The organism is Bacillus sp. R86525 (genome assembly GCF_042466195.1).
Lineage (GTDB): Bacteria > Bacillota > Bacilli > Bacillales > Bacillaceae_G > Bacillus_A > Bacillus_A nitratireducens.
This window is the reverse complement of record NZ_JAXHPX010000007.1, coordinates 2,792,200-2,813,243: the sequence shown is the minus strand read 5'-3', so window position 1 is coordinate 2,813,243 and position 21,044 is coordinate 2,792,200. Positions and strand designations below refer to the sequence as shown.

The 21,044-nt window shown below is 32.1% G+C and carries 20 protein-coding genes and 5 pseudogenes; 5 read left to right on the top strand and 20 right to left on the bottom strand.

Annotation, left to right across the window (positions count from 1 at the left end; genetic code table 11):
* Positions 1–69: 69 nt before the first annotated feature.
* The 3 genes and pseudogenes from SJY24_RS17105 to SJY24_RS17095 all read left to right on the top strand — a co-directional run.
* Positions 70–1,257 (top strand): annotated as a pseudogene (locus SJY24_RS17105) (alpha/beta hydrolase); the annotation flags it as partial.
* A 65-nt stretch (positions 1,258–1,322) separates the two neighbouring features.
* Positions 1,323–1,688: a DnaJ family domain-containing protein gene (locus SJY24_RS17100; protein WP_377867265.1), complete on the top strand. Its 366-nt coding sequence runs from the start codon at positions 1,323–1,325 to the stop codon at positions 1,686–1,688.
* Positions 1,689–1,766: 78 nt separating this feature from the next.
* Positions 1,767–2,582, top strand: a complete 816-nt coding sequence (locus tag SJY24_RS17095) for a YwqG family protein (protein WP_377865565.1) — start codon at positions 1,767–1,769, stop codon at positions 2,580–2,582.
* Positions 2,583–3,308: 726 nt separating this feature from the next.
* Here SJY24_RS17095 and SJY24_RS17090 read toward each other — a convergent pair.
* The 4 genes and pseudogenes from SJY24_RS17090 to SJY24_RS17075 all read right to left on the bottom strand — a co-directional run bounded on the left by SJY24_RS17090 (position 3,309) and on the right by SJY24_RS17075 (position 6,564).
* Positions 3,309–3,704 carry a RidA family protein gene (locus tag SJY24_RS17090; protein ID WP_377865564.1) on the bottom strand — a complete coding sequence of 132 codons (396 nt, stop codon included), beginning with the start codon at positions 3,702–3,704 and terminating at the stop codon, positions 3,309–3,311.
* 54 nt (positions 3,705–3,758) lie between these two features.
* Entirely contained in the window at positions 3,759–4,331 is a 573-nt protein-coding gene (locus SJY24_RS17085) for a histidine phosphatase family protein (RefSeq protein WP_377865563.1), read from the bottom strand.
* 50 nt (positions 4,332–4,381) lie between these two features.
* A pseudogene (locus SJY24_RS17080) lies at positions 4,382–5,464 on the bottom strand (hypothetical protein).
* A gap of 153 nt (positions 5,465–5,617) precedes the next feature.
* Positions 5,618–6,564 (bottom strand): annotated as a pseudogene (locus SJY24_RS17075) (LAGLIDADG family homing endonuclease).
* A 296-nt stretch (positions 6,565–6,860) separates the two neighbouring features.
* Here SJY24_RS17075 and SJY24_RS17070 point away from each other — a divergent pair.
* Positions 6,861–7,823, top strand: coding sequence for an MBL fold metallo-hydrolase (locus tag SJY24_RS17070; protein WP_377865562.1), 963 nt, complete (start codon positions 6,861–6,863; stop codon positions 7,821–7,823).
* A gap of 57 nt (positions 7,824–7,880) precedes the next feature.
* Here the strand turns inward: SJY24_RS17070 and SJY24_RS17065 are convergent, their stop codons facing one another.
* The 16 genes and pseudogenes from SJY24_RS17065 to SJY24_RS16990 all read right to left on the bottom strand — a co-directional run bounded on the left by SJY24_RS17065 (position 7,881) and on the right by SJY24_RS16990 (position 19,449).
* Entirely contained in the window at positions 7,881–8,714 is an 834-nt protein-coding gene (locus SJY24_RS17065; protein ID WP_377865561.1) for an alpha/beta fold hydrolase, read from the bottom strand.
* 40 nt (positions 8,715–8,754) lie between these two features.
* Positions 8,755–8,904: a hypothetical protein gene (locus SJY24_RS17060; protein ID WP_377867323.1), complete on the bottom strand. Its 150-nt coding sequence runs from the start codon at positions 8,902–8,904 to the stop codon at positions 8,755–8,757.
* Between the two features lie 106 nt (positions 8,905–9,010).
* The gene (locus tag SJY24_RS17055; RefSeq protein WP_377865560.1) at positions 9,011–9,514 is read right to left on the bottom strand and encodes an NUDIX hydrolase; all 504 of its coding nucleotides are present in this window, start codon (positions 9,512–9,514) and stop codon (positions 9,011–9,013) included.
* A 22-nt stretch (positions 9,515–9,536) separates the two neighbouring features.
* Positions 9,537–10,667, bottom strand: a complete 1,131-nt coding sequence (gene dnaN / locus SJY24_RS17050; RefSeq protein ID WP_377865559.1) for a DNA polymerase III subunit beta — start codon at positions 10,665–10,667, stop codon at positions 9,537–9,539.
* A 30-nt stretch (positions 10,668–10,697) separates the two neighbouring features.
* Positions 10,698–11,141 carry an NUDIX hydrolase gene (locus SJY24_RS17045; RefSeq protein ID WP_242311403.1) on the bottom strand — a complete coding sequence of 148 codons (444 nt, stop codon included), beginning with the start codon at positions 11,139–11,141 and terminating at the stop codon, positions 10,698–10,700.
* 186 nt (positions 11,142–11,327) lie between these two features.
* Positions 11,328–11,744, bottom strand: coding sequence for a GNAT family N-acetyltransferase (locus tag SJY24_RS17040; RefSeq protein ID WP_242311404.1), 417 nt, complete (start codon positions 11,742–11,744; stop codon positions 11,328–11,330).
* 130 nt (positions 11,745–11,874) lie between these two features.
* Entirely contained in the window at positions 11,875–13,083 is a 1,209-nt protein-coding gene (locus SJY24_RS17035) for an L-lactate MFS transporter (protein WP_377865558.1), read from the bottom strand.
* 282 nt (positions 13,084–13,365) lie between these two features.
* Positions 13,366–13,509 carry a hypothetical protein gene (locus tag SJY24_RS17030; protein WP_002013225.1) on the bottom strand — a complete coding sequence of 48 codons (144 nt, stop codon included), beginning with the start codon at positions 13,507–13,509 and terminating at the stop codon, positions 13,366–13,368.
* Positions 13,510–13,540: 31 nt separating this feature from the next.
* Positions 13,541–14,569: pseudogene (locus SJY24_RS17025) on the bottom strand (serine hydrolase domain-containing protein).
* Positions 14,570–14,680: 111 nt separating this feature from the next.
* A complete protein-coding gene (locus SJY24_RS17020) occupies positions 14,681–14,941 on the bottom strand; it encodes a heterocycloanthracin/sonorensin family bacteriocin (protein ID WP_001001870.1) in 261 nt (86 codons plus the stop codon).
* A 199-nt stretch (positions 14,942–15,140) separates the two neighbouring features.
* Positions 15,141–15,587, bottom strand: coding sequence for an NUDIX domain-containing protein (locus SJY24_RS17015; protein WP_377865557.1), 447 nt, complete (start codon positions 15,585–15,587; stop codon positions 15,141–15,143).
* Between the two features lie 20 nt (positions 15,588–15,607).
* Positions 15,608–15,736 (bottom strand): annotated as a pseudogene (locus SJY24_RS17010) (cytochrome C biogenesis protein); the annotation flags it as partial.
* Between the two features lie 224 nt (positions 15,737–15,960).
* Entirely contained in the window at positions 15,961–16,530 is a 570-nt protein-coding gene (locus SJY24_RS17005) for a DUF4256 domain-containing protein (protein ID WP_377865556.1), read from the bottom strand.
* Positions 16,531–16,791: 261 nt separating this feature from the next.
* Positions 16,792–17,256: a GNAT family N-acetyltransferase gene (locus tag SJY24_RS17000; RefSeq protein WP_377865555.1), complete on the bottom strand. Its 465-nt coding sequence runs from the start codon at positions 17,254–17,256 to the stop codon at positions 16,792–16,794.
* Between the two features lie 77 nt (positions 17,257–17,333).
* Positions 17,334–18,257 (bottom strand): nucleoside hydrolase, encoded by a 924-nt coding sequence (locus tag SJY24_RS16995; protein ID WP_377865554.1) that lies wholly within the window; start codon positions 18,255–18,257, stop codon positions 17,334–17,336.
* Between the two features lie 280 nt (positions 18,258–18,537).
* Positions 18,538–19,449, bottom strand: a complete 912-nt coding sequence (locus tag SJY24_RS16990; protein WP_377865553.1) for a DMT family transporter — start codon at positions 19,447–19,449, stop codon at positions 18,538–18,540.
* Between the two features lie 153 nt (positions 19,450–19,602).
* Here SJY24_RS16990 and pdxR point away from each other — a divergent pair, with 153 nt between their 5' ends.
* Positions 19,603–21,036, top strand: coding sequence for a MocR-like pyridoxine biosynthesis transcription factor PdxR (gene pdxR, locus SJY24_RS16985; RefSeq protein ID WP_377865552.1), 1,434 nt, complete (start codon positions 19,603–19,605; stop codon positions 21,034–21,036).
* Positions 21,037–21,044 lie beyond the last annotated feature (8 nt).

The window sequence follows — 21,044 nt, the reverse complement described above, 5'->3', positions numbered from 1 at the left end:
AAAACATCCTAATCCTAATTTTATAAAAGCAATTTAGTGAAAAGAAAGAAATACAAAGGAGGAAGATGGATGACTTCAATAATTAGTCCTAAGTTAGAGGAGCTTAATAATCAATTAAAGAATGGAAGTGAGAAAGCTTTTTATACTTTTTTGCATGAAATAAAGTCGAATAATACGCCACTAATAGAACAATGTCCTGTAGATAGTCAGTATAAGCTTATAACGTATATTTGGTTAGGGGACCTAAACACTGAAAACGTTTATGTATTCGGCAGTTTTCCTGATTGGGATCTGTCTGTAAATCAATTAAAACGATTGTTACAGACAGATATTTGGTATGCAACGTTTAGGACGGATAAGAGTTTTATTTCAACGTACTATTTTTCAGTAAACGATGTTTTTGAAAATGATTGGATAAAGCGTAGTGAACAGTACCAACTAGACCAATTTAATGAAAATACATTTGGAGAAGGTGCCAATAAAGCGTCTGTGTTAAACATAGGAATGGAAGTGCAGTATAGCAGTCGTTTTCATTCAAACCATTATCCATCCGGAAAAATTGAAACATATTCTTTTCATAGTACGATTTTAAATAACACACGTAAAATCCATATTTATACGCCTCATGATTATTCTCACACTTCACATCTTCAAGAACTTCTCATTGTATTTGATGGGAATTCATTCATTAATAGCCTTTCAATCGAAAGAACACTCAATTATTTAATTCACACAAAAGAAATCCCAACTTGTATTGCTATAGAACCAGTTAATCGGCTAGAAGAGCTAACTTATAACGATAAAATGAATGCATTTTTAACGGAGGAATTACTTCCGTGGATTCAGTCGAAGTATCGTGTGCATCAAGAAGCGAAACATACAACAATTGCCGGTTTCAGTCTTGGTGGCTTAGCAGCTTGTTATGCAGCAGTTCAAAATCCACACATTTTCGGGAACGTGTTGTCAATGTCTGGATCCGTTCATTGGAAAAAAGATGGTTATGAAAATAAAATTCCTTGGATTGAAAATAAAATTTCAACTATAGATTCCAATACGAGTCAACCTCATTTTTACGTAGCAGCAGGAGAAATCGAAAACAAACCTCTTTTAACGGCTAATAGGCGCCTCTACAAAGCTTCAAAAGAAAAAGGGTGCCAAATCACTTACGAAGAGTTTCGAGGCGGACATGACAGCGTGTGGTGGCGAGAAAAGTTATTTGATGGATTGATAGCATTGAAACATACAAAAACAACGCTAAAAAATGAAAAGGGGAATGAATCTATGAATCAAGATGAACTAGATAAAAACCTTAAAAACAAGAAATTTTAGTTAAAGATGAAAAAGTTTGGTCATTCACTTATGAAGACCATATTAGTTCAATCATAAAGCAAGCAGAAAAGAAAGGGGCTTTTAATGATTTACCTGGTAAAGGGAAACCTCTAAACCTAGATAAAGAACTTTCGTACAATCCAGAAAAACAACTTTATAGAACTTTGAAAAATAATCATGTTTTACCTAAATGGATTGAACTTTCAAAGGAAATCGATGTTTTAAAAGAAACTCTAAAAGAAACAACAAATACCGGAGAAGCAGCGAATTTAATTCGAATTATTAATAAAAAGGTTTTAGAACATAATTTAATTTGTCCACCAAGTGCGCAAAAAACAAGGGTGAAAACGGATTTTTAACAATTTCCAATCAGGCTATCTCTTGCTATATAATTAAGTCAGGCATTTTCAATTCATTATTAAAGGGAGGCAAATGTGATGAAGAATACATATCAACTTCAAATTCCGAAAGAACTAGAGAAGTATCGTAGTGTTTTAGAAGAAAGTGTAAAACCGTATATTAAAGTGTCTGGAACACAAGCAGAGACAACTCTTTTTGAAAGTAAGTTTGGCGGGTATCCGTACGTACCAATAAATCAAGAGCATCCTAAAGATTCAAATGGACAACCTATGATGTTACTTGCTCAGTTGAATTTTGAAGAAATGCCGCATATTGAATCCATGCCTCAAAACGGACTGTTACAATTTTTCGTAAGTGCTGACGATGAGCTTTTTGGAATAGATTTTGATCATCCAACAAGCCAAAGCGACTTTCGAATTATTTATCATTCTACAATAACGAAAGATTTAACTAAGGTTATTACTGATTTTAATTATTTAAATACTTTAGCTTTAGAGCATTTTATCATACCTGAAGCAGCGAAACTACAGTTTGAATTGGGTTATCAACCAGTAACGTCAAGAGATTATCGATTTGAAGAGATTATTAGTGATGACATTGATTGGGAAGAAATTGTTGATGAAGAAAGTAATACAGAATTAGGCGAACTGTATGATGATTTATGCGAAGATCAAGGGCATAAAATTGGCGGATATCCATTTTTCACACAGACAGATCCAAGGGAATGGGAAGAAAAATACCAGCAACATGATATATTATTGCTACAAATCGACACGGATGATGCATTAAATATTATGTGGGGAGATTCTGGTGTTGCTAATTTCTTTATACGTAAGGAAGATTTGTTAAATCTAGATTTTTCCAATGTTATTTACAATTGGGATTGTTACTAAAAATATATAAAGGAAATACTAGCAAGCTAAAAAATCTTCCTGAAGGTAAGGGAGATTTTTTTATGTTAAAAATAAACGTTATGTTAACTAGAGTGTAGAACAATTTGTATAATAAAAGTCAAGCGTAAATAACAGAAATAACAACAAATAATGTAAATTTGTAAAACGTGTGTAAATAGCAATAAATTTATAAAGTAACACATAAAATAAAATTATTGATTTGTATTTTATATAGCAAAAAATATTTCGCATAAAAAATTCTTGCCAATCAAAAATGATTTTAATTCGTTAAATCTTAAACAATAATCGATTAAGATTTGTTGTGATTAATTTATAGTAAAATAAACAGTAAAAACTGTAGAAATGCATTTAGATATGATTTTATGTGAATCTCATTAAAAATCCCCGTTTCGTCTCATTAAGTATAGTTTACTTGGTTTTTGATACCTGAGATTGCTTTGTTTCTATAACTGCCTATAATATATATTATGTTAACTAGAAAAAAAGTAATAAACTTATTATATATTAGTTGTGGTTGTTAGGCTCCCCTTTTTAATTGGGTTCATAATGTGTTGTAGATTGTGTGGTTATTTGTTTTTTAAGTTATTTATGCTGTGTTATTGATAAGAATGTTTCCGTGTATAATTTATATTTTAGTTAATAAAAAACGCAATTCGTTTAAAGTGAACGAATTGCGTTGATATGATTAAGAATAAGTTTTTAAAATTAGTTTGCTACAGCAATTGCTTCGATTTCAATTAATAAGTTATCGTTAATTAACTTTCTAACTTCTACAGCTGAACTTGCTGGTGGATTTTTAGTATCAATGTATTGGTCTCGTATATCTCTAACGATGGCCATTTGAGAAATATCTGTTAAGAAAAACGTTAATTTTACTACATCATTAAATTTTAATTCCGAAGTTTCTAATGCGCTTTTAATATTTTCGAATACTTGTCGCGTTTGTTTAGCTAAATCATCAATGCCAACTATTTGACCATCAGTATTGATCGCTACTTGTCCAGATATGTAAATTGTTCGTTTAGCGTCACTAACTTCAACTACATGTGAGTATCCAAAAGTTGCTGGCATTGTTTCTGGATTGATAAATTTCTTTTGCATGGCTCTTCTCTCCTTCAACATCGTATTTTCTGTATATTTATTTTTATTACTTGTTTATAAATGGTCAATTTTGTTATACTCACGTATCTTCCATTGTTCTTGATGATAATAAATGCTACTTATACAGGCCGTAAAAAGTTTTGTTTTTCCTGATCCAATTTCATTATTTGATATAAGAGCAAGAATTGTGTTTATAACGGCACTATGGGTAACTAAAATAACATTACTATCTGGGTATTTTTTCAGGATTATATTTAAACCGGTTATAATTCTTGCTTTTAGTAGTTCTCTTGGTTCTTGATTTTTATAATTACGTTTTGGAAACATTTTCGTCCGCTCTTCTGTCGTTAATCCTGAAGCCATGCCATAATCACGTTCTATAAAATTCTCCATTTCAATTATGTTTACTGATGTTAACATGTACGTATTTATGATTTCAGCTGTTTGCTTAGCTCTTGATAAAGGGCTAGAAATAATTACATCCCATTGTTTTTCACGAAAATACAAACCGCATCTTTCGGCTTGTTGTTTACCATTTTTATTTAGCTCAATATTCTCGTGGCCTTGGAGCTTTCCAATAGCATTCCGTTCAGTTTCCCCGTGTCTAACTAAGCATAAAACAGTCATACATATATCCTCCTGCTACATATGTGAAGTTTAAATTCTATACGTATAGTTTAATACATTATATATGACTGATCCTTTTGGGAACTGATTTTAATTACGCCGTGTTTAATTAATTCTTCAGTTACTTTTGTATAGAAAAAGTGATACCACCAAATAAAAAATTCTTCGTAAGTTATTTCTTTTGAGTATATGCTGCTTGCAAAGTATTCTTTTAAAGGCTTCTCATTTTCTTTACATAATAAAATCAAATCTTCACTGACCGTGTTCGCGATTTCGTTAAGTATAGATAAGTCTGCGGCTGTAAACACCGGGATAACAGGTTGTGAATTTTTATATAAGCCTAATTATTTGTATAATACATTTAAATTTAAGTCTACTTGTCTATCTACTGCTACAAAATTTTTAACTAATTGCTTTTTCGTATAATTAATATCGATAATAGCATCGTGAAAATATTCTTCAAACTTTTCTTTATTCGCAGTTATTAAATTCAAAGTTGTATATCGAGTGTTTCCATAAAGACCAATTTGATATTCCCCTAAATCCAAATACGTATTACCATACATTCCAAAGGCCTCTCTGTCTGTTTGTTCTTGTTCTAGAATCGCATAATAATACCTTTTATTGTTTCTCAAAGGCCGTTCTGTTTTTAAATAGTTTTCTTCAATGTTAATTATTTGTCCAGAATCTAATAACACACCGCTATAAAGTAAAAGACTATACGATTCTTTAGATAAATAATTAAATGTCTCGATTCTTTTAGACATAGCATCAATTTGATTAGAATACTTTTCAATTATGTTAAGTGTAGGTTTAATTAGAGGCTCACATAGGTTATAAAGTTTTTCTCCTTCAGTAGCTGTTATAACCATACACGTTGGATAGTAACTCTCTCCTATCTTTTTCAATAAACCTTCTAGTTCTAATGCATGTATTTGTTTTTCGAATTCTTCGTTCGTCCAATTTAGCTTCGTTTTTATAGTATTTGACTCAACTCCATGATGGAGCATTACAAGTAAATATTGAAGGTTTGTTCCGCTTATTTTTAAAGTTGGATAATTGTCACCTGATGAAATCATTTTTGTCTCATAAGTTGTTTTAAGTATTTTCTCCGGAGTATAATTAGCAAGCATTTTAAAATCCCTCCTTTTTTAGTAATTTAATTGTAAAATCTATGTATTTACTATGTTCTATAAATAAAAATAAGAATCCTTTAATGATTTCAAATTAAAAACCTTAGTATGGCTATGTTAATACCTATACTAAGGTTTTCTAGAGTGTTATATTTAGTTATCGCTAGTTGGATTTATCAAATTAATCTTTTCAAACTCTCTGTTAAATTGATTATCATTTTTTAACCAACGTTTAAAAGTTTATTCGCTTATTTCTAAATTAGAACAAGCTGTAGCATTACATTTAGTTTTCATATATTCTTTAAGGAAATTTCGTTTTCTTTGTTTAACGGCAGTTTGAGTTTGTTTTAGTTTTCAATCTTGTAATTGGTCTAAACTTAGACTTTCTTTCTAAAATACTTCATATTTTCTATGCAAATAAATATCTTTGTCTTTATAAATCCAATTTGAAAATAGTTGTATTGACTTTCTTCCAGATAAAATGACGCGATAATGTTTATTTTGATCTAGTAAATCGGCTGGTAAATTGTGATTTTGTAGTATTTGATTTAAAGAATTCATAAAATTATATGATCCACCTACAAAACTGACTGTATAAGTTTCATAATTGACGTAACCATCCCCATCAAAATACCCACGAATAAAATGATGTAAATATTCTTCTGGTACAAAAGGAAATTCAATGTTAAATGATTTACATGGCATGATTCCGTGTATGTTCATAAGGTCATCTTTTATTGTTTTGCTATTAATGTTTAGCATATATACGCCTGTTTTTTTATTTTGATAAAGTGGCTGGTTGGTGTTTAATTCTTTTTTTATATCTTCTAGAATGTAACTTTCTTTTTGTATGACACCATCTGCTGCTATAAACCCTAATATATAAGCCATGTTTAATCTTCTGTTATGTCATACTTTCTCTTCCAACTCCCTATAGCGCGTCTTGGAACGTTATTGTCTGTTAAAACCATACGAATATACCTAGCAGAGACATTAGCAAGCATCGCGATTTCTGAGGTACTCTTCCCTTCTGCATAAAGCTGCATTATTTCAGATTTTGATAGTTTACATTTTGACTTCTTGTTTCTTTCTGCTTGCATTTACAAATTCTCCTTCCTTTTATTATTTAGAGACATATTTGCTTCTATAACATATAACGAAACATATGTTCTTTGTTGCGTATAAGAAGGGATTTACTAAATTAAAACAATTTACATTTACTTCATATTAGTTTTAGCTGCTGCTAAATGAAATACATTTTATAAATACAAATAATAAATATGTCAAATTAATGAAATGTACTGCATTTAAGATGAAAGGTAAAATGATATAGTTTAAACTACAATTAGCTACAATAACAACATACGTATATTGTTAAACGTAAAAAGGAGAACGAATGAAAAAGAAATATATAAATCAAATTCATACTGATGTAAGTTTTAAACCAAAAGATATTATAGGTTTAATGTCTGATTACTTTAAAATAAAAACAAAGCTGCGTCCTATAAAGAATTTACCTATTGTATCATCGAATAAAGATAATGAGTCTTTAGAGAGTGTTACATGGTTTGGCCACTCTGCTTCTCTTTTAAAAGTAGAAGGTAAAAAGCTGTTGTTAGATCCTATGTTTGGCGATGCCTCTTCTCCGTTCCCTGTTTTTAATAGTAAACGTTATAGTGGTGCTTTTTCTTTAGAACGTGATGACCTTCAAGAAATTGATGCGATTATCATTTCGCATAATCACTATGATCATTTGAATTACAAAAGTATTATGCAGTTAAAAGATCGTGTAAAGCATTTTTATGTTCCGACTGGAGTTGCGCGTTATCTTATTAAATGGGGTGTTTCACCTAATAAAATAAGTGAGCATAATTGGTGGGATGAAATTACGTTTGATAATATTAAATTAGTTTGTACACCTGCAAGGCATTTTTCTGGACGAAGTATGACAGATAGAGATTGTTCATTATGGTGTTCATGGGTTATCCTCGGTCAAGAAGCGAAAGTTTTCTTTAGTGGTGATAGTGGGTATGCTCCGCACTTTAAGGAGATTGGTAATAAATACGGTCCGTTTGATCTTACTTTAATGGAATGTGGACAATATGATGCGAGATGGTCCGCAATTCATATGTTACCAGAAGAGACAGTACAAGCTCATATTGACGTTAAAGGAGAATTGCTTGTTCCTATTCATTGGGGTGCTTTTACGTTAGCATTACATGAATGGAGTGATCCAGTAGAACGTGTTACGAAAGAAGCCGAACGTTTAGGAGTTAAAATTACAACGCCACAAATTGGTGAATCTATTACGTTAAAATCTGAAGATTATCCTAGGTATGCTTGGTGGCGAAAAGTCTAATTATAGTAAAAAGCGAATCTCCCTTGTATAGAAGAAAGATTCGCTTTTACTTATATATTATAAAGTATTGTTTACAAACTGATTAAACTTGTCTATTTCTTCAACGAATGGATTATGATTACTTTCTTCAAATTTAGTTAATACTGCGTTCGGGATTAAATTTGCTATTTCACGAGAAAATATGTAGGGGCATTGTGCATCATGCTTACCACAGTATATAAAGCTTGGGATTTTTACGTATTCAAGTTTCTGACGAACATCATAGTTTTTATATTCAACTTGTCTAAAATAATTTAACCGATTGCCAACTGTCTTTCCACTATTCGGAAATTTTAATGCCTCTTCAAACTTCTCTCCAGAATAAAAAGACATTAGTGCCCACTCTCTACTTAATGCTTTTCTTTCTTCTTGTAATGTACTATCATCATTTAATGCATTCATAATTGATATGATTCTATTAAAATTTTCATTTTTACTACAGTACATACTATCTTTATGAGATGCATATTCCATACTCGCTGCCGCACCACCAACAATTATTTTCGTTAAACTTTCTTGTGCTTCAGTCGCATATACAAGAGCTAACATCCCTCCTGTCGAATGACCAGCAAACCCCCACTTATTAATATATAAAGCTTCCCGAATCGCTTCTAAATCTTTAACCGTTTCCGTCATACTATATTCGGAATCGTTATTTGCTAAATCTGAATTGCCACAACCCTTTAAATTAACTAAATATACGCTATAAAAATCAGTGAACGGGTTTGCAAAAGTATTTCCATTATCGTTATACTCGCTATACATATGTGTAACGCATAAAGGCGGACCTTCTCCCTTCACAAAATACTCGAACTTGCCTCTAGTAGTTTTGATAATATTTGTTTTCCACATATTGAATCTCCTGTCTAGAATTTTTATTTCTAACTGCTTTTTAGGATTGTATTTTTATTGAATCATTTTTCCCTTTAAAGTCTTCTACATACAAATTAGTACTTTTAGCTGCATGGTCTTTTTTGTTGTTTTGATAAAAAGTAAAAATAATTAAAACTATACCAATGAGTAAAACAATTATTTTCTTCATCGTACTCACCCCATATCGAATGATCTATGGTTTTTATATTTAGGTTATTATTATTTTACTTTGTATTTCAGATTACTATTGCTGCTTTGTCTATGATCAAATTATATTATGTATGATTTAGTAAACTGTTTTGCTTTACCAATACACCATTCTTATAATCTATTAATTTATGATTTGATAAAACAAAAGTGTGCTCTAATATCAATTCATTTTGAAGTACTTCAGGTAAAAGTTTAGGTAACATCTCTCCTACACCGTAATTATAGTCACTTAATATCCAAGACACACTTTTCCAGTCTAAAATCCCTTCAGATACCTTTTTAGGTGTGTCATATGTAAATTGACACGGTAGTTCTACTACATAAACATATATGCCACCAGAATATGAGGAATCCTCCCATTTAATAATGCCTTTAAATTGAATTTGATTTTGTTCAACATCTATATTTGTTTCTTCTTTTATTTCACGAATTGCATTTTCTAACGGTGTTTCTCCTTTTTCTATCTTCCCTCCTACACCGTTCCATAATCCTTTTACAGGATCATATTCTCTATTTAGCATAAGTATTTCTTCATTTCTTTTTATAAAACATAAAGTATGCTTGTACATTTTTTAATTCATTCCTTTCTTCTTAATAAGTTCTAACAGGTGATATTAAATATACTGCTGCAGATTGTTCACCTGCTTCAATTACTATCGGCCTCATGGAACCACCAAAACTTAAAGTAACTCTATCTTCTTTTATTGCTTTTAAAGTATCGACCATATATCGTCCATCAAAAGATATATTTAATTGCTTTTCACCGAGAATAGTATCTATTTGTTGTGTCTCGGATATTTTACCAATCTGAGAAGCGTTAGAAGAGATTTGTATTGTGGATTCGTCGATGATTTCTAAGTTAACGTTGTTGTTTGCCCATTCACTAGCTAATAAACTTGACCGATCTACACCTTGTAAAATCTGCTTTCTATCTATATTAATAACCGTTTGGGATTCATTTGGAATTAGACCAGATATATTAGGATATTTACCTTCAATAAGCCTTGAATACAACGTAATTGTACCAAATTTAAAAATAATGTGACTCTCTGAAAGATATATGTATACTAAATTTGAATTACTGTTCATTAATTTTAGTAGTTCACTAATAGTGGAACTTGGTACAATACAATTTAATTTCGCATGTGAAGAAATGGGTATTTCACGTAAAGCCAGTCTATGCGAATCAGTAGCAGCACAAATTAATTTGTTATGATCAATAACGAAATGCACGCCGGTAAGAACGGGTCTAGATTCATTTTTAGCAGCTGCAAAGACAGTTTGTTTGAATACTTCAATCAACTGTTCCGTTTCTACATGTATTTCTGCATGTTCGTCTATAAATGGTACATTTGGAAATTCGTTCGCCGAGAATCCATTTAAGTTTAAAGTAATTTCATCTGATTGAATTGTAATCAATTGCTCATTAATGCTTTTTATTAAAATATCACTTGGCATTTTCTTAATAATTTCAATGAAATATTTCGCTGGTACAACAATACTTCCTGCTTTTACAATAGTTGTAATTTGTACTTCTTCAATTGAACTAGGTATAAACTTTTCAATAAAAATATTCGAATTACTTGCGATTAAAGTAATTCCGGATGGATCTGCTGTTATTTTTATTCCAGATAATATAGGAATTAAATTTTTTGTTGAGATAGCTTTACTTACTTCTGAAAGAGCTTGTGTGAATTGTTTATGATTAACGATAAACTCCATTTTTTCCCCGCCTTAAATGTAATAATATATTTATGAAGATTGATGAATAATGGTTCCATTAAAAATATAAGGTATTGTTTCTTTCTTTTGTAAAAGGCCTTTTAAGTGTTCTGGTATACGTAAATAAGGTTCTGCTTTATGTAATTCCATCCAGATAATTTCTTCAATTTCTTTTGGTCGTGATATACAGATTTCCCCTCCGATTATTTCTCCTAAAAAATTAAAGAAGATTGCATGATGTCCCCTTTCCTCAAACAAGGCTTCACTAATGGAACAAACCCCGTTTACATATATATCTAATCCAGTTTCTTCTTTCACTTCACGAATTACTGCCTCTTCTAACGTTTCACCGTATTTTACTGCCCCACCTGGTAAAGTGTAATAAGAGCCATTTTTCCCTTTGTTTTTAACCATTAAGAGCTTTTCGTGAGTTTCATCGTATAAAAGCGCGTATGTAACATTCACCTTTTTCATATTTAATCCCCTTCAATGATACGAATTTTCTGTCTTCATTTCATTCTATCATTAAATTGTTTTTATTCACAAAAAAGACAAAGAACGTGTTTTGAAAAAGAATAATCAAAACACGTCCACTAAATGTTAAAAATCGATTCGGTTAAAAGATACCAAGCGATAGCAACTATAAATTTAATATGTTTTTTACAATCTTTTTTCTAAATAGTAGTGATGATGTCCTTTAGGATGATCTTTACTGACTCCGATCACTTTATATCCGTGTTTTTTATAAAAGTTTGGAGCTTGGAAACTAAAAGTGTCTAAGTTTATCAGCCGACATTCTTTTTCGATTGCAAATTCTTCAATAAGTTTCATTAATTTGCTGCCATAGCCTTCGTGTCTATATTCTTCAGACACCCACAGAAAGTCAATATGCAAGTGATGCCAAAATGTTATAGCTGTTACCCCTCCGATTATTTCTTCTTTTTCATTCCTTACTATAAAACTTACCTTTTCTGAAGGTGTTTTTTCCTCATTTGAAAGATGTTTTTGGTTATATTCAATTACTTTCTCTCTTATGTAATCACTATCTTCTTGTACCCACTGCTGCACTATTTTCATTTTAAGTATCACGCTCCTTTTTACTTATCTATTCAATTTTATAATGATATTGTCCTGTCTTTAATGAGTTAGTAAAGAAGCAAAGTTAACGTAATAAAAAAGAGCCCTGACATTAGGACCCTTTTTTGAATTAAGCTATTTTTCGATGTAAATGTTTTATTTCCTTTTTCTTCTCTGCATTCGGTGGACGAATTAATATAGAAATAATGAAGGAGATAATACTTAAAACACCGATTGTAATGAAGGTTGGTTGAAATCCGCCAAGTAGTGCGCCAATGAATGATCCTGCAAGTGCACCAAATCCGAAACCTTGGTAAACAATCCCGTAGTTTGTGCTATGGTTTTTTAATCCGAAGAAATCCCCGACAATGGCTGGGAATATAGTGATATTACCACCAAAGCAAAAGGCAACGCTTGCTACACAAGCAAAATAAATCCCGTAATTTAGTGGAATAAAACTTAAAGTAAAGACGGACAATCCAATAATAATAAATGTAGCAGAGACGATTTTTAATCGGCCTATTTTATCTGATAACGTTCCAAGAATAATTCTACCTATTGTATTAAAGATTGCAATCATTGCGACGGCATTTGCGGCAGTCGCTGCACTAAGACCAACGAGCTGCACCCCAATGTCTTTTACCATACCGATTAAATATAAACCACCCATACATGAAGTGAATAGCATGAAAAACAAGAAATATACTTGTTTAGTTCGCATCATTTCACGCGGCGTATAATCATTGTGTAATGTTTCAGCCGTAGTGTTACTTATAATTGCTTCACGTAAGAAGAACGATCCGATTAATACTAAAAGTAAGACGATAATACCCCAATATAAAAATGCTTGTGATACACCAAGACTATCGATAAGATTTCCGTTTACATATCTAAAAATTAAGCTACCCATTCCATATGCCGAAACAGATATACCAGAAATAAGCCCTTTACGGTTTGGAAACCATTTAATTAAATTAGATAGTGATGTAATATATGCTGTTCCATCAGCGTATCCAACGACAACACCGGCTAATAAATAAAGTAATGGTAATGAAGAAACTTGTGAACTAAGTATTAAACCGAGTCCTAAAACAATTCCTGCAGTAGCGACAAGTTTACGGAGTCCAAATTTTTGTTGTAGCTTTCCTGCAAACAGAGTTGAGAATGATAAAGAAAAACTCGTAATTGAGAAAGTAATCGCGACCGAATTGAGGTTCCATCCAAACTTACTTACAAGGGGTTGGTTAAATAAACTCCATGTGTAAATTGTTCCTAGGCCAATTTGAACAATGATTGTACCTAGAACAATTAGCAATGGATTTATAGATGATTGTTTCATACTAACTGTCCCCTTCTTTTATCATGACATGAATTTTCACAATTAGTATATCCATGATAAATTGCACGATACCGTACGGAAAATGGAAATTAAGTTAGTTTACACAAAAAAGACACTTCATCAAGAAGTGCCTTTTTGTAGGTTATATACAGATGTATTTAAAGAAAGCTTTGTTAAGATAAGACATTTTCAAATGCTTATGTACATATGTTATCAAATAATTTGTTGAAAGTGATGAGACTTAAGACGTATTTTTCTTTCATAAATAAGTCGGAGAGAAAATTAATATTCAATTTCCTCGAAGTCTTTCGGCTGCGGTACAGTTTGCATATTTGCTGCATCTTTCGGATCACTATAAATCGCATTTTGTTCTGTGTTTACATCCTTTATATTTTGTTTTTTATTTTTATTCACTTCATTTTTCATTATAGTTCACTCCTTTTTATTATAGGAGTAGTTATGCCCTAACCGTATTATTTTTACTGCTACTAAATGTATCAGCGACTAAATTGCTAAATTCACGTAAATAATATAAATAATTGTCTCCACCATAGTTGTATCTTTTATTGTACATTTTAGCAACGACGACATTATATTCTGGAATGACTAATATCGTGGGTCCTGTAATTCCTAATATTTGATAGGAACCTTTCGGAACTCGCTCACCAAGTTCGCTAAGTAAAGCAGGTTCATTTTGAACGAACCAAAACAACCCGTTTTGAGGTAGTTCTTTATTTTTATACGCTGGATTTTGTATGCTTGTAGCAAGTTCTATAACTTCTTTTGGCACAATTTGTTTACCATTTAAGAACCCGTTATTTAAATGCAGGTTCCCCCAGTATGCAAATTCTCTCGCAGAGACAAATAAATTTTTCTCGGATCCGTCATCTACTGCACCGACACTTTCTACAGCATCTTCATTTGGATTTACAATAACCTTAACTAAATTTTCATCATGCTCTATTCTCCATCCAGTTTCATTGAAGTTGGCAGGTAGGAATACACGCTCCTTTAATAATTCAGGAAAACTCTTATTATACAGCTGATAAATAAGCTGCGTTACCATTCTTACATTAATATCCCTGTACGCTCAAGCTTGTCCCGGCTCAAATTCACGAAAAACTGTCCCCTCATCCGTTTCATTTAAACCGTGTGAATGAGTTACTAAGTGTCTTATCGTTGTCTTACCGAGTAATGAAGGATCATGTTTTTTAAAATAATTTACTGCCTCGTCATCAAGAGATTTTATTTTCCCCTCATAAACTGCATAAGCTACCATTAATCCTAAATAGATTTTTCTTGCGGAAGCGACATTGAACTGTGAAGATATGTTTACTTTTTTACTAGTAGGAGTATTTGAATGCTTTCCACTATAGTGCTCTAGTACAATTTTATTATCTTTCATAATACAAAGTGCAGCCGCAGAACTTTGATTTGTTTCTTTAATATTTTCTACCCATGAAATTAATTTCTCATATTTGTACAAATAAATTTCCCCCTAAAATGAAAACGAAAAAATGATAGCATGAAAGAAAAGCGTTAACACAACATAAACTGGTATTTACACTTTTCTTTCATGTGAAATATTATTCTGTACTTAAATAATCCACCAGTTCCAGCAATTAGAACAGCTGAAACAACCAACACAGCCTACACAACCACCGCAACGTCCGCCGCCACAACCACCACAGCGACCACCACAGCCACCACAACGTCCACCGCATCCGCCACAACGGCGTGCATCGTCTTGGATGTAATAATATGGATATTGATTTTGTTGCTGATCCCAATACACAACATTACCAGGTTGATAAGCATTAAGGTTTAACGCTTGTAGTTCTTGTTGAAACTCATTCATTATGAAAACCTCCATTTACAAATGTAAATTCCGTCCATATCTTTAAGTTTATTTCCTTTTAAAAATAAAGTAGAAATAAGGCTATAGACTAAATGCGTACATCAACAAAATATGACTTTACACTAGGTGATGTACCTTGTTTATGAGCCTATTTTCTTTACATTCTTTTAGTGGACGGAATTAATATAAATAGAGATAATTAAAAGTTACTAATCCAGCAAGTCAATAGTTCATCACTTAATTTTCTTTCTAGTAATTCTTTTACTGAAGGTGTCGGCATTATTGTATAGGAGTTTATATTTTCTTTAGTAAAATCAATCCAGTGAAATGCTAAATGGAACTCTTTAGATACTGGAGTAAAATCAGATTCCAATTCATTAGAATCTATTTCAAAAACGTGGTTAATTTCATGGTGGAGAGTTTCTTTAGCTTGCCATTTATTTTCTATGACGCCTAAAAATTGTTTTATACTGCAAGTTACTCCAAGTTCTTCGCGTAACTCTCTTATTAGTGCATTCTCTGCTGATTCCCCAATTTCAACATGGCCACCGGGTAAAAAATAGTGATGTCCTATGTATTCAGCAACTAGTAATTTTTCATCTTTTATCATGATAGCTCGTACAATATGATGGAATTTGCATTTCATTTTGTATTCCTCCTAATCATTCACTTTATACTTGCTCCAAAATTGTCATTTAAAAGCGGGATAATATAAATCATAGGTGCTTCATATGGATGAACATTATTAATAACTAGAAGATAACATTTTACATCTTCTCGTTTACAATTTAATTGAAACTAATAATTTTGATAAACGATTCTAAAAAAGAGTATGTTTATGAAAATAAATCATCGAAACATACTCTTACTATTTTTAGTTGATTCATTCTTTTACAATAAGGTTCGATTAGTCCTATGCTTTGCGGTCTCAAAATCGAAGCCGTAGCTAAAGTATGCAATCACTTCTATTCCATAAGCAAATCTATTCTCTACTTCAAATTTACCTGCCTGTACAAATTTTAGACTCTTAACGAACCACGAAAGCCTCTTGCGGCATAGTAAGATTCTGCCCCATTGTGATACACAAAGACGTGTCCAAATCGATAATCGCAAAAAAGGGCACCTCCAAGTTCTCTAATATCAGAAGGTGTTTGCACCCAACTCGATGTCTTCAAATCGAAATTCCCAAGATTTTGCAACGCCCGATATTCTTCTTCCGTTAATAGTTCAATGCCCATAGTAGTTGCCATATCAATAGCGTTATTTTCTGGTTTATGTTTCTTTCTTGATTCTAGCGCTTCAAGGTCATAACAAACACTTCTACGACCTTTAGGACTTTCTGCTGAACAATCATAAAAAATGTATTCGTCTTTTTCTTTATCAAAATCAACAACATCAGGTTCACCACCAGTGCGTTCCATTTCATTGAGCGACCACAACTTCTCAGTATTAGCATCCAGATTTGATTGAACATTAGCCCATTCTAGCTCTTTATGACGGTTCATGTTATTCTCAAAACGATCTTTCAATGTTTGTAGTAATTCTTCACGTTGCTCTAGTGACAACTCTTTTTTATTGCTCTCTTTCATAATAGTTCCTCCATTGATGTTTTTATTAATGATAGTTTAAGTATATATAAATACTGTTTTATAATAAAATGTTTAAATAATTGCGTGAATTCAGTTTGCGATAATTTATATGGATTAGTAAAACCAATTATCCGCAATATGACCCTTTAACGGAACAACTTATTGTTTCAAAGCAGTTTCTTAATCGATCTTTCAATTCTAGATCTTTTTCGCCTTTTCACTATAAATACACGATATAACTTTATTGAAAATCGCACATCTTTATTTCAACAACAATAAGCGATATACTTCCTCACCGTCATATACATTTCCTAATGGTTTAAAACCATAACATTCATATAGTTTCTTTGCAGAAATATTATCTTTATGGACAGTTAATCTAATTTCCTCACACTCTTTAAAGTTATTTTTTATTAAGTTAATGATTTCCTGTAATGCTGCTTTTCCATATCCTTTTCCTTGCTCTTTTTCATCAACGATAAATCCGTTAATCCAATATATATCTGTTGACTCACGTACAAAAGCATGCATAATAAAACCGACTATAAGGTCACCATCATATATAGCGAATGGAATATATTCGACATTTTCACCATCTGGTTTTATGTATACTTTAGCAAGTGATACTGCCACTGCCGGAACAAATTGCATTTGATTTTCTTGAACTTGTAACTTTAATGCATCTTCCCAATTTTCTCTCGTAACAATTTTTAATTGGACGTTCACTATTTTAAGCTCCTTTAAAAAGAGAATTTATCTTTTATATTCAACGGAGTGAAATGATTCCCTTTTTCGACATCAACTTATAACATGATTTTCATAAAATCCTGAATAAATTTTTCCTCATCTAATTGTAACGCAATACGAGCCCCTTCAGATTTAGAGTGGGGGCGAAAATCAGCAAAAGTTTGCCCCTTCGTTTCGCCGCATATATCCACAGTCACTTTTCGGGATGTGTAATTTAAAAAAGTAGGATTCACCAAACCGCTTATAGCAAGTACATCGTGTAATAATGGCCCTTCAATAGATGGATTGAGCTTTTGGTATGCTGATAAATAATAATCGTACATGGGTTTCATAATCGGTTTAAATGGATTTTTTGTATTAGCTAAAATATAAGTAAATACACTTGGGGTTAAAACCGTTTTATTTGTTACATTTAAAGGGAATAACGTTATATTTTTCGCTTGCTGAAATACAATTTGACTTGCTATAGGATCTCCGTACACGTTTGCCTCTGCTAATGGAGTAACATTCCCTGCTTCTAAAAAGACACCACCCATAAAATAAATTCCTTTTACATTTAACATCAAGTCGTTCCATAAATTAAACGCAATTGCTAACGAGGTAGATCTTCCTACATCGACAATTGTTAGATCTTCTCCATACTTTACAAGAATCGAAGCAATACTACCAAAATTGTATATCGGAATGGATAACACACTTTCCGGTACATGTATGGGTCCTAATCCTTCTGGCCCATGAATTTCAGGGTAATACGTTGTAATTTCATTTGTAAGTGGCTTTGTTGCCCCGCTAATTACAGGAATATCTTGTCTGTTTGCTAACTGTAAAATATATGCGGCATTATGAGCGGCATGTATATGTTCAACATTTCCATATCCAGTTACGATACCAACAATTTCAATTTCAGGATGCAATAAGCCATACATAATTGCAAACGAATCATCAATACCTGGGTCTCCAAAAAATAAAACCTTCTCCAAGAAATGCACTCCTTTCATAGGTAAGATAATTATGTATATGTGGAAAAAGTTTAAATCTATACAATTCTAAGCAAATATTAGTGGTGAGTAGTGTGTCGATAAAAAAGAACTAGTATTATACTAGTTCTTACTCTGGTGATCATCTAACAGTATAATTTAATTCCGTACAAATGCTGGACTAGTGCATTTTAATATAAATATTTTCCGTTATATCTATATTAAAAACCCCATATTAGTTCAATATTGTTACTTTCAGATTGCAACTACTCTCAGAAGTGTCTTACCATACTTTTTCGCTCTCGATTTGCTTATAATTATCTTTTTTAAATGTTAAATGAGCAATCACAACTCCAAGTATAGTAACTATCCCTCCAATTATCGAAACAAAGGTTGGCACCTCACCTAACCATATCCAAGCAATAAAACATGCAGTAACTGGTGTTAAATATAGAGAACTCGTTGCTTCAGAAGCTCCGGCATGAGATGTAATATATGCTAGTGCAATATACGGCAGTACTGTCGGAAACACACCTAAATATATAACACTTAAAGTAATTTCTATAGGAGCTGCTACAATTTCTTGATAAATCCCTGGTAAAAAAATAAGCATACATACCGTACCAGACCAAATTGTATATATTGTAAATGGTAAGAAACCGTACTTTATTAAATAAGACTTTTGAAAAACGAAAAATAGACTTTCTGAAAAGGCCGCTAATAAAATAAGTAATACCCCACTATTCAATTGAATGGAATCTCCTTGACTTAATGATAAAAAAGCAACTCCTACTAAACTAATTACACCACCAATCCAACCATTTAATTTCATTTTTTCATTCATAAAAACAGAAGCAAGAATTGCCGTTAATATAGGTGTTACTGAAACAATTAAACTAGCAGGTCCAGCATTTACACTCTGTTCACCGTAGTTGAGTGCAATATGGTAAATAGTAAATCCTAGAGCGCCAAATATAAAAATCACTGGAATATCTTTTAAGTCAGGTAACCGTAATTTGTATATAAACGCAAACATTAGAAGAATTAAAGAAGCGATTAATAATCGTAGCAACGTGAGATGTTCAGGCGTGTAAGCTTCAAGACCCATACGAATCCCTGGAAAAGCAGTTCCCCATATAAGGATCGTAAAAGCGTGAGCACATACAATACGAAAATCCCATTTTTTATTATGCATATTTTATCTCCCTCTCCAATAAACCAGCCATTTTCTAATTACCAATTATTTCTTTTCATCATATTTAATAATTGATACAATGTCTTCAACCAGTTATTCCTCGAAAAAACCAACCACTTTGCATTTTTAAAATGAATGAGGGAGTTTTTTAATATGTCCACCGATAAAAAATTACCAAAATATCGACAAATAATAGACTATATGAAAGAGAAAATTGAAAACGGAGAATGGCCAATTGGTAGTAAGATTCCGAGCCAGCGGCAGTTAGCAAAATTATTTCAAGTAAATCGTAGTACTATAATAACTGCGCTAGAAGAACTTATGGCAGATGGTTTAATTCAAGGGAAAGTTGGAGCAGGAACAATTGTAATGAATAATACATGGTCATTATTAGCGACTAATCCCCCGCCTGATTGGAGTGAATATGTGAAAGCTGGTATTCATAAACCAAATAAATTAATGGTTCGAGAAATTAACGAAGCAGAAGCAAATAAAAAATTCATTCATCTGAGTAAAGGAGAACTTGCACCTGATCTTTTCCCGTTAGAAACTATGCAATTCATTATGCGTAACGTATGTGAGGAGCTAGATTATTTCGGGTACGAGGAACAAAAAGGATATCTCCCTTTACGTGAAGCAATAAGTAATTATGTAAAATCGTTTGGAATACATACATCACCAAGCTCTATATTAATCGTCTCTGGTGCATTACAGGCATTACAATTAATATCAATCGGTCTTTTACATAGAGAGTCAACTGTTTTACTTGAACGACCTTCTTACTTATATTCTCTTCATGTATTTCAATCGGCTAACATTCACCTTTCTGGAATACAGATGGATCAACATGGAATAATCCCTAATGATTTGTTAAGAAGAATTAATTATAGTCAAAAGAAAAATATTTTATATTCGATTCCTTGTTTTCAAAATCCGACGAGTGTATTAATGTCCAAGGATCGACGAAAAGAAATACTAAAAATATGCGGAAAAGAACAATTGCCTATCATTGAAGATGATATTTACCGTGAATTATGGATTGATGCCCTACCGCCTCTTCCTTTAAAATCGATGGATAAACATGGACATGTATTATATATCGGTAGTCTATCTAAAACACTTAGCCCAGGACTTAGAATTGGTTGGATTATTGGACCAGAGCCTGTTATCGAGAGATTGTCAGATATAAAAATGCAAACTGACTATGGATCAAGTTCTTTATCTCAAAGAGTTGCGGCGGAATGGTTAAGTAAAGGGTTTTATGAGGATCACGTAGCGAACGTAAGGATTCACTTAAAAGAACGAAGACGAATAATGATACAAGCATTAAATACGTATTGTACTGACATTACTACATGGGATATTCCTAGTGGTGGGGTTTTTATATGGCTACGGGTGGTACCTAACATTTCGATGAAAAAACTATTTTCAGAGGCTCAATCAAAGGGAGTTCTTTTTAACCCGGGACGTATTTATGAGGAAGAATCAAATCAGTTTATACGTTTATCTTATGGGTATTCTTCCCCTGAACAAATTACTCAAGGTATTATTATATTAAGTAATTTGATTCGTAAGTTAATGGCATAATAAAAAAA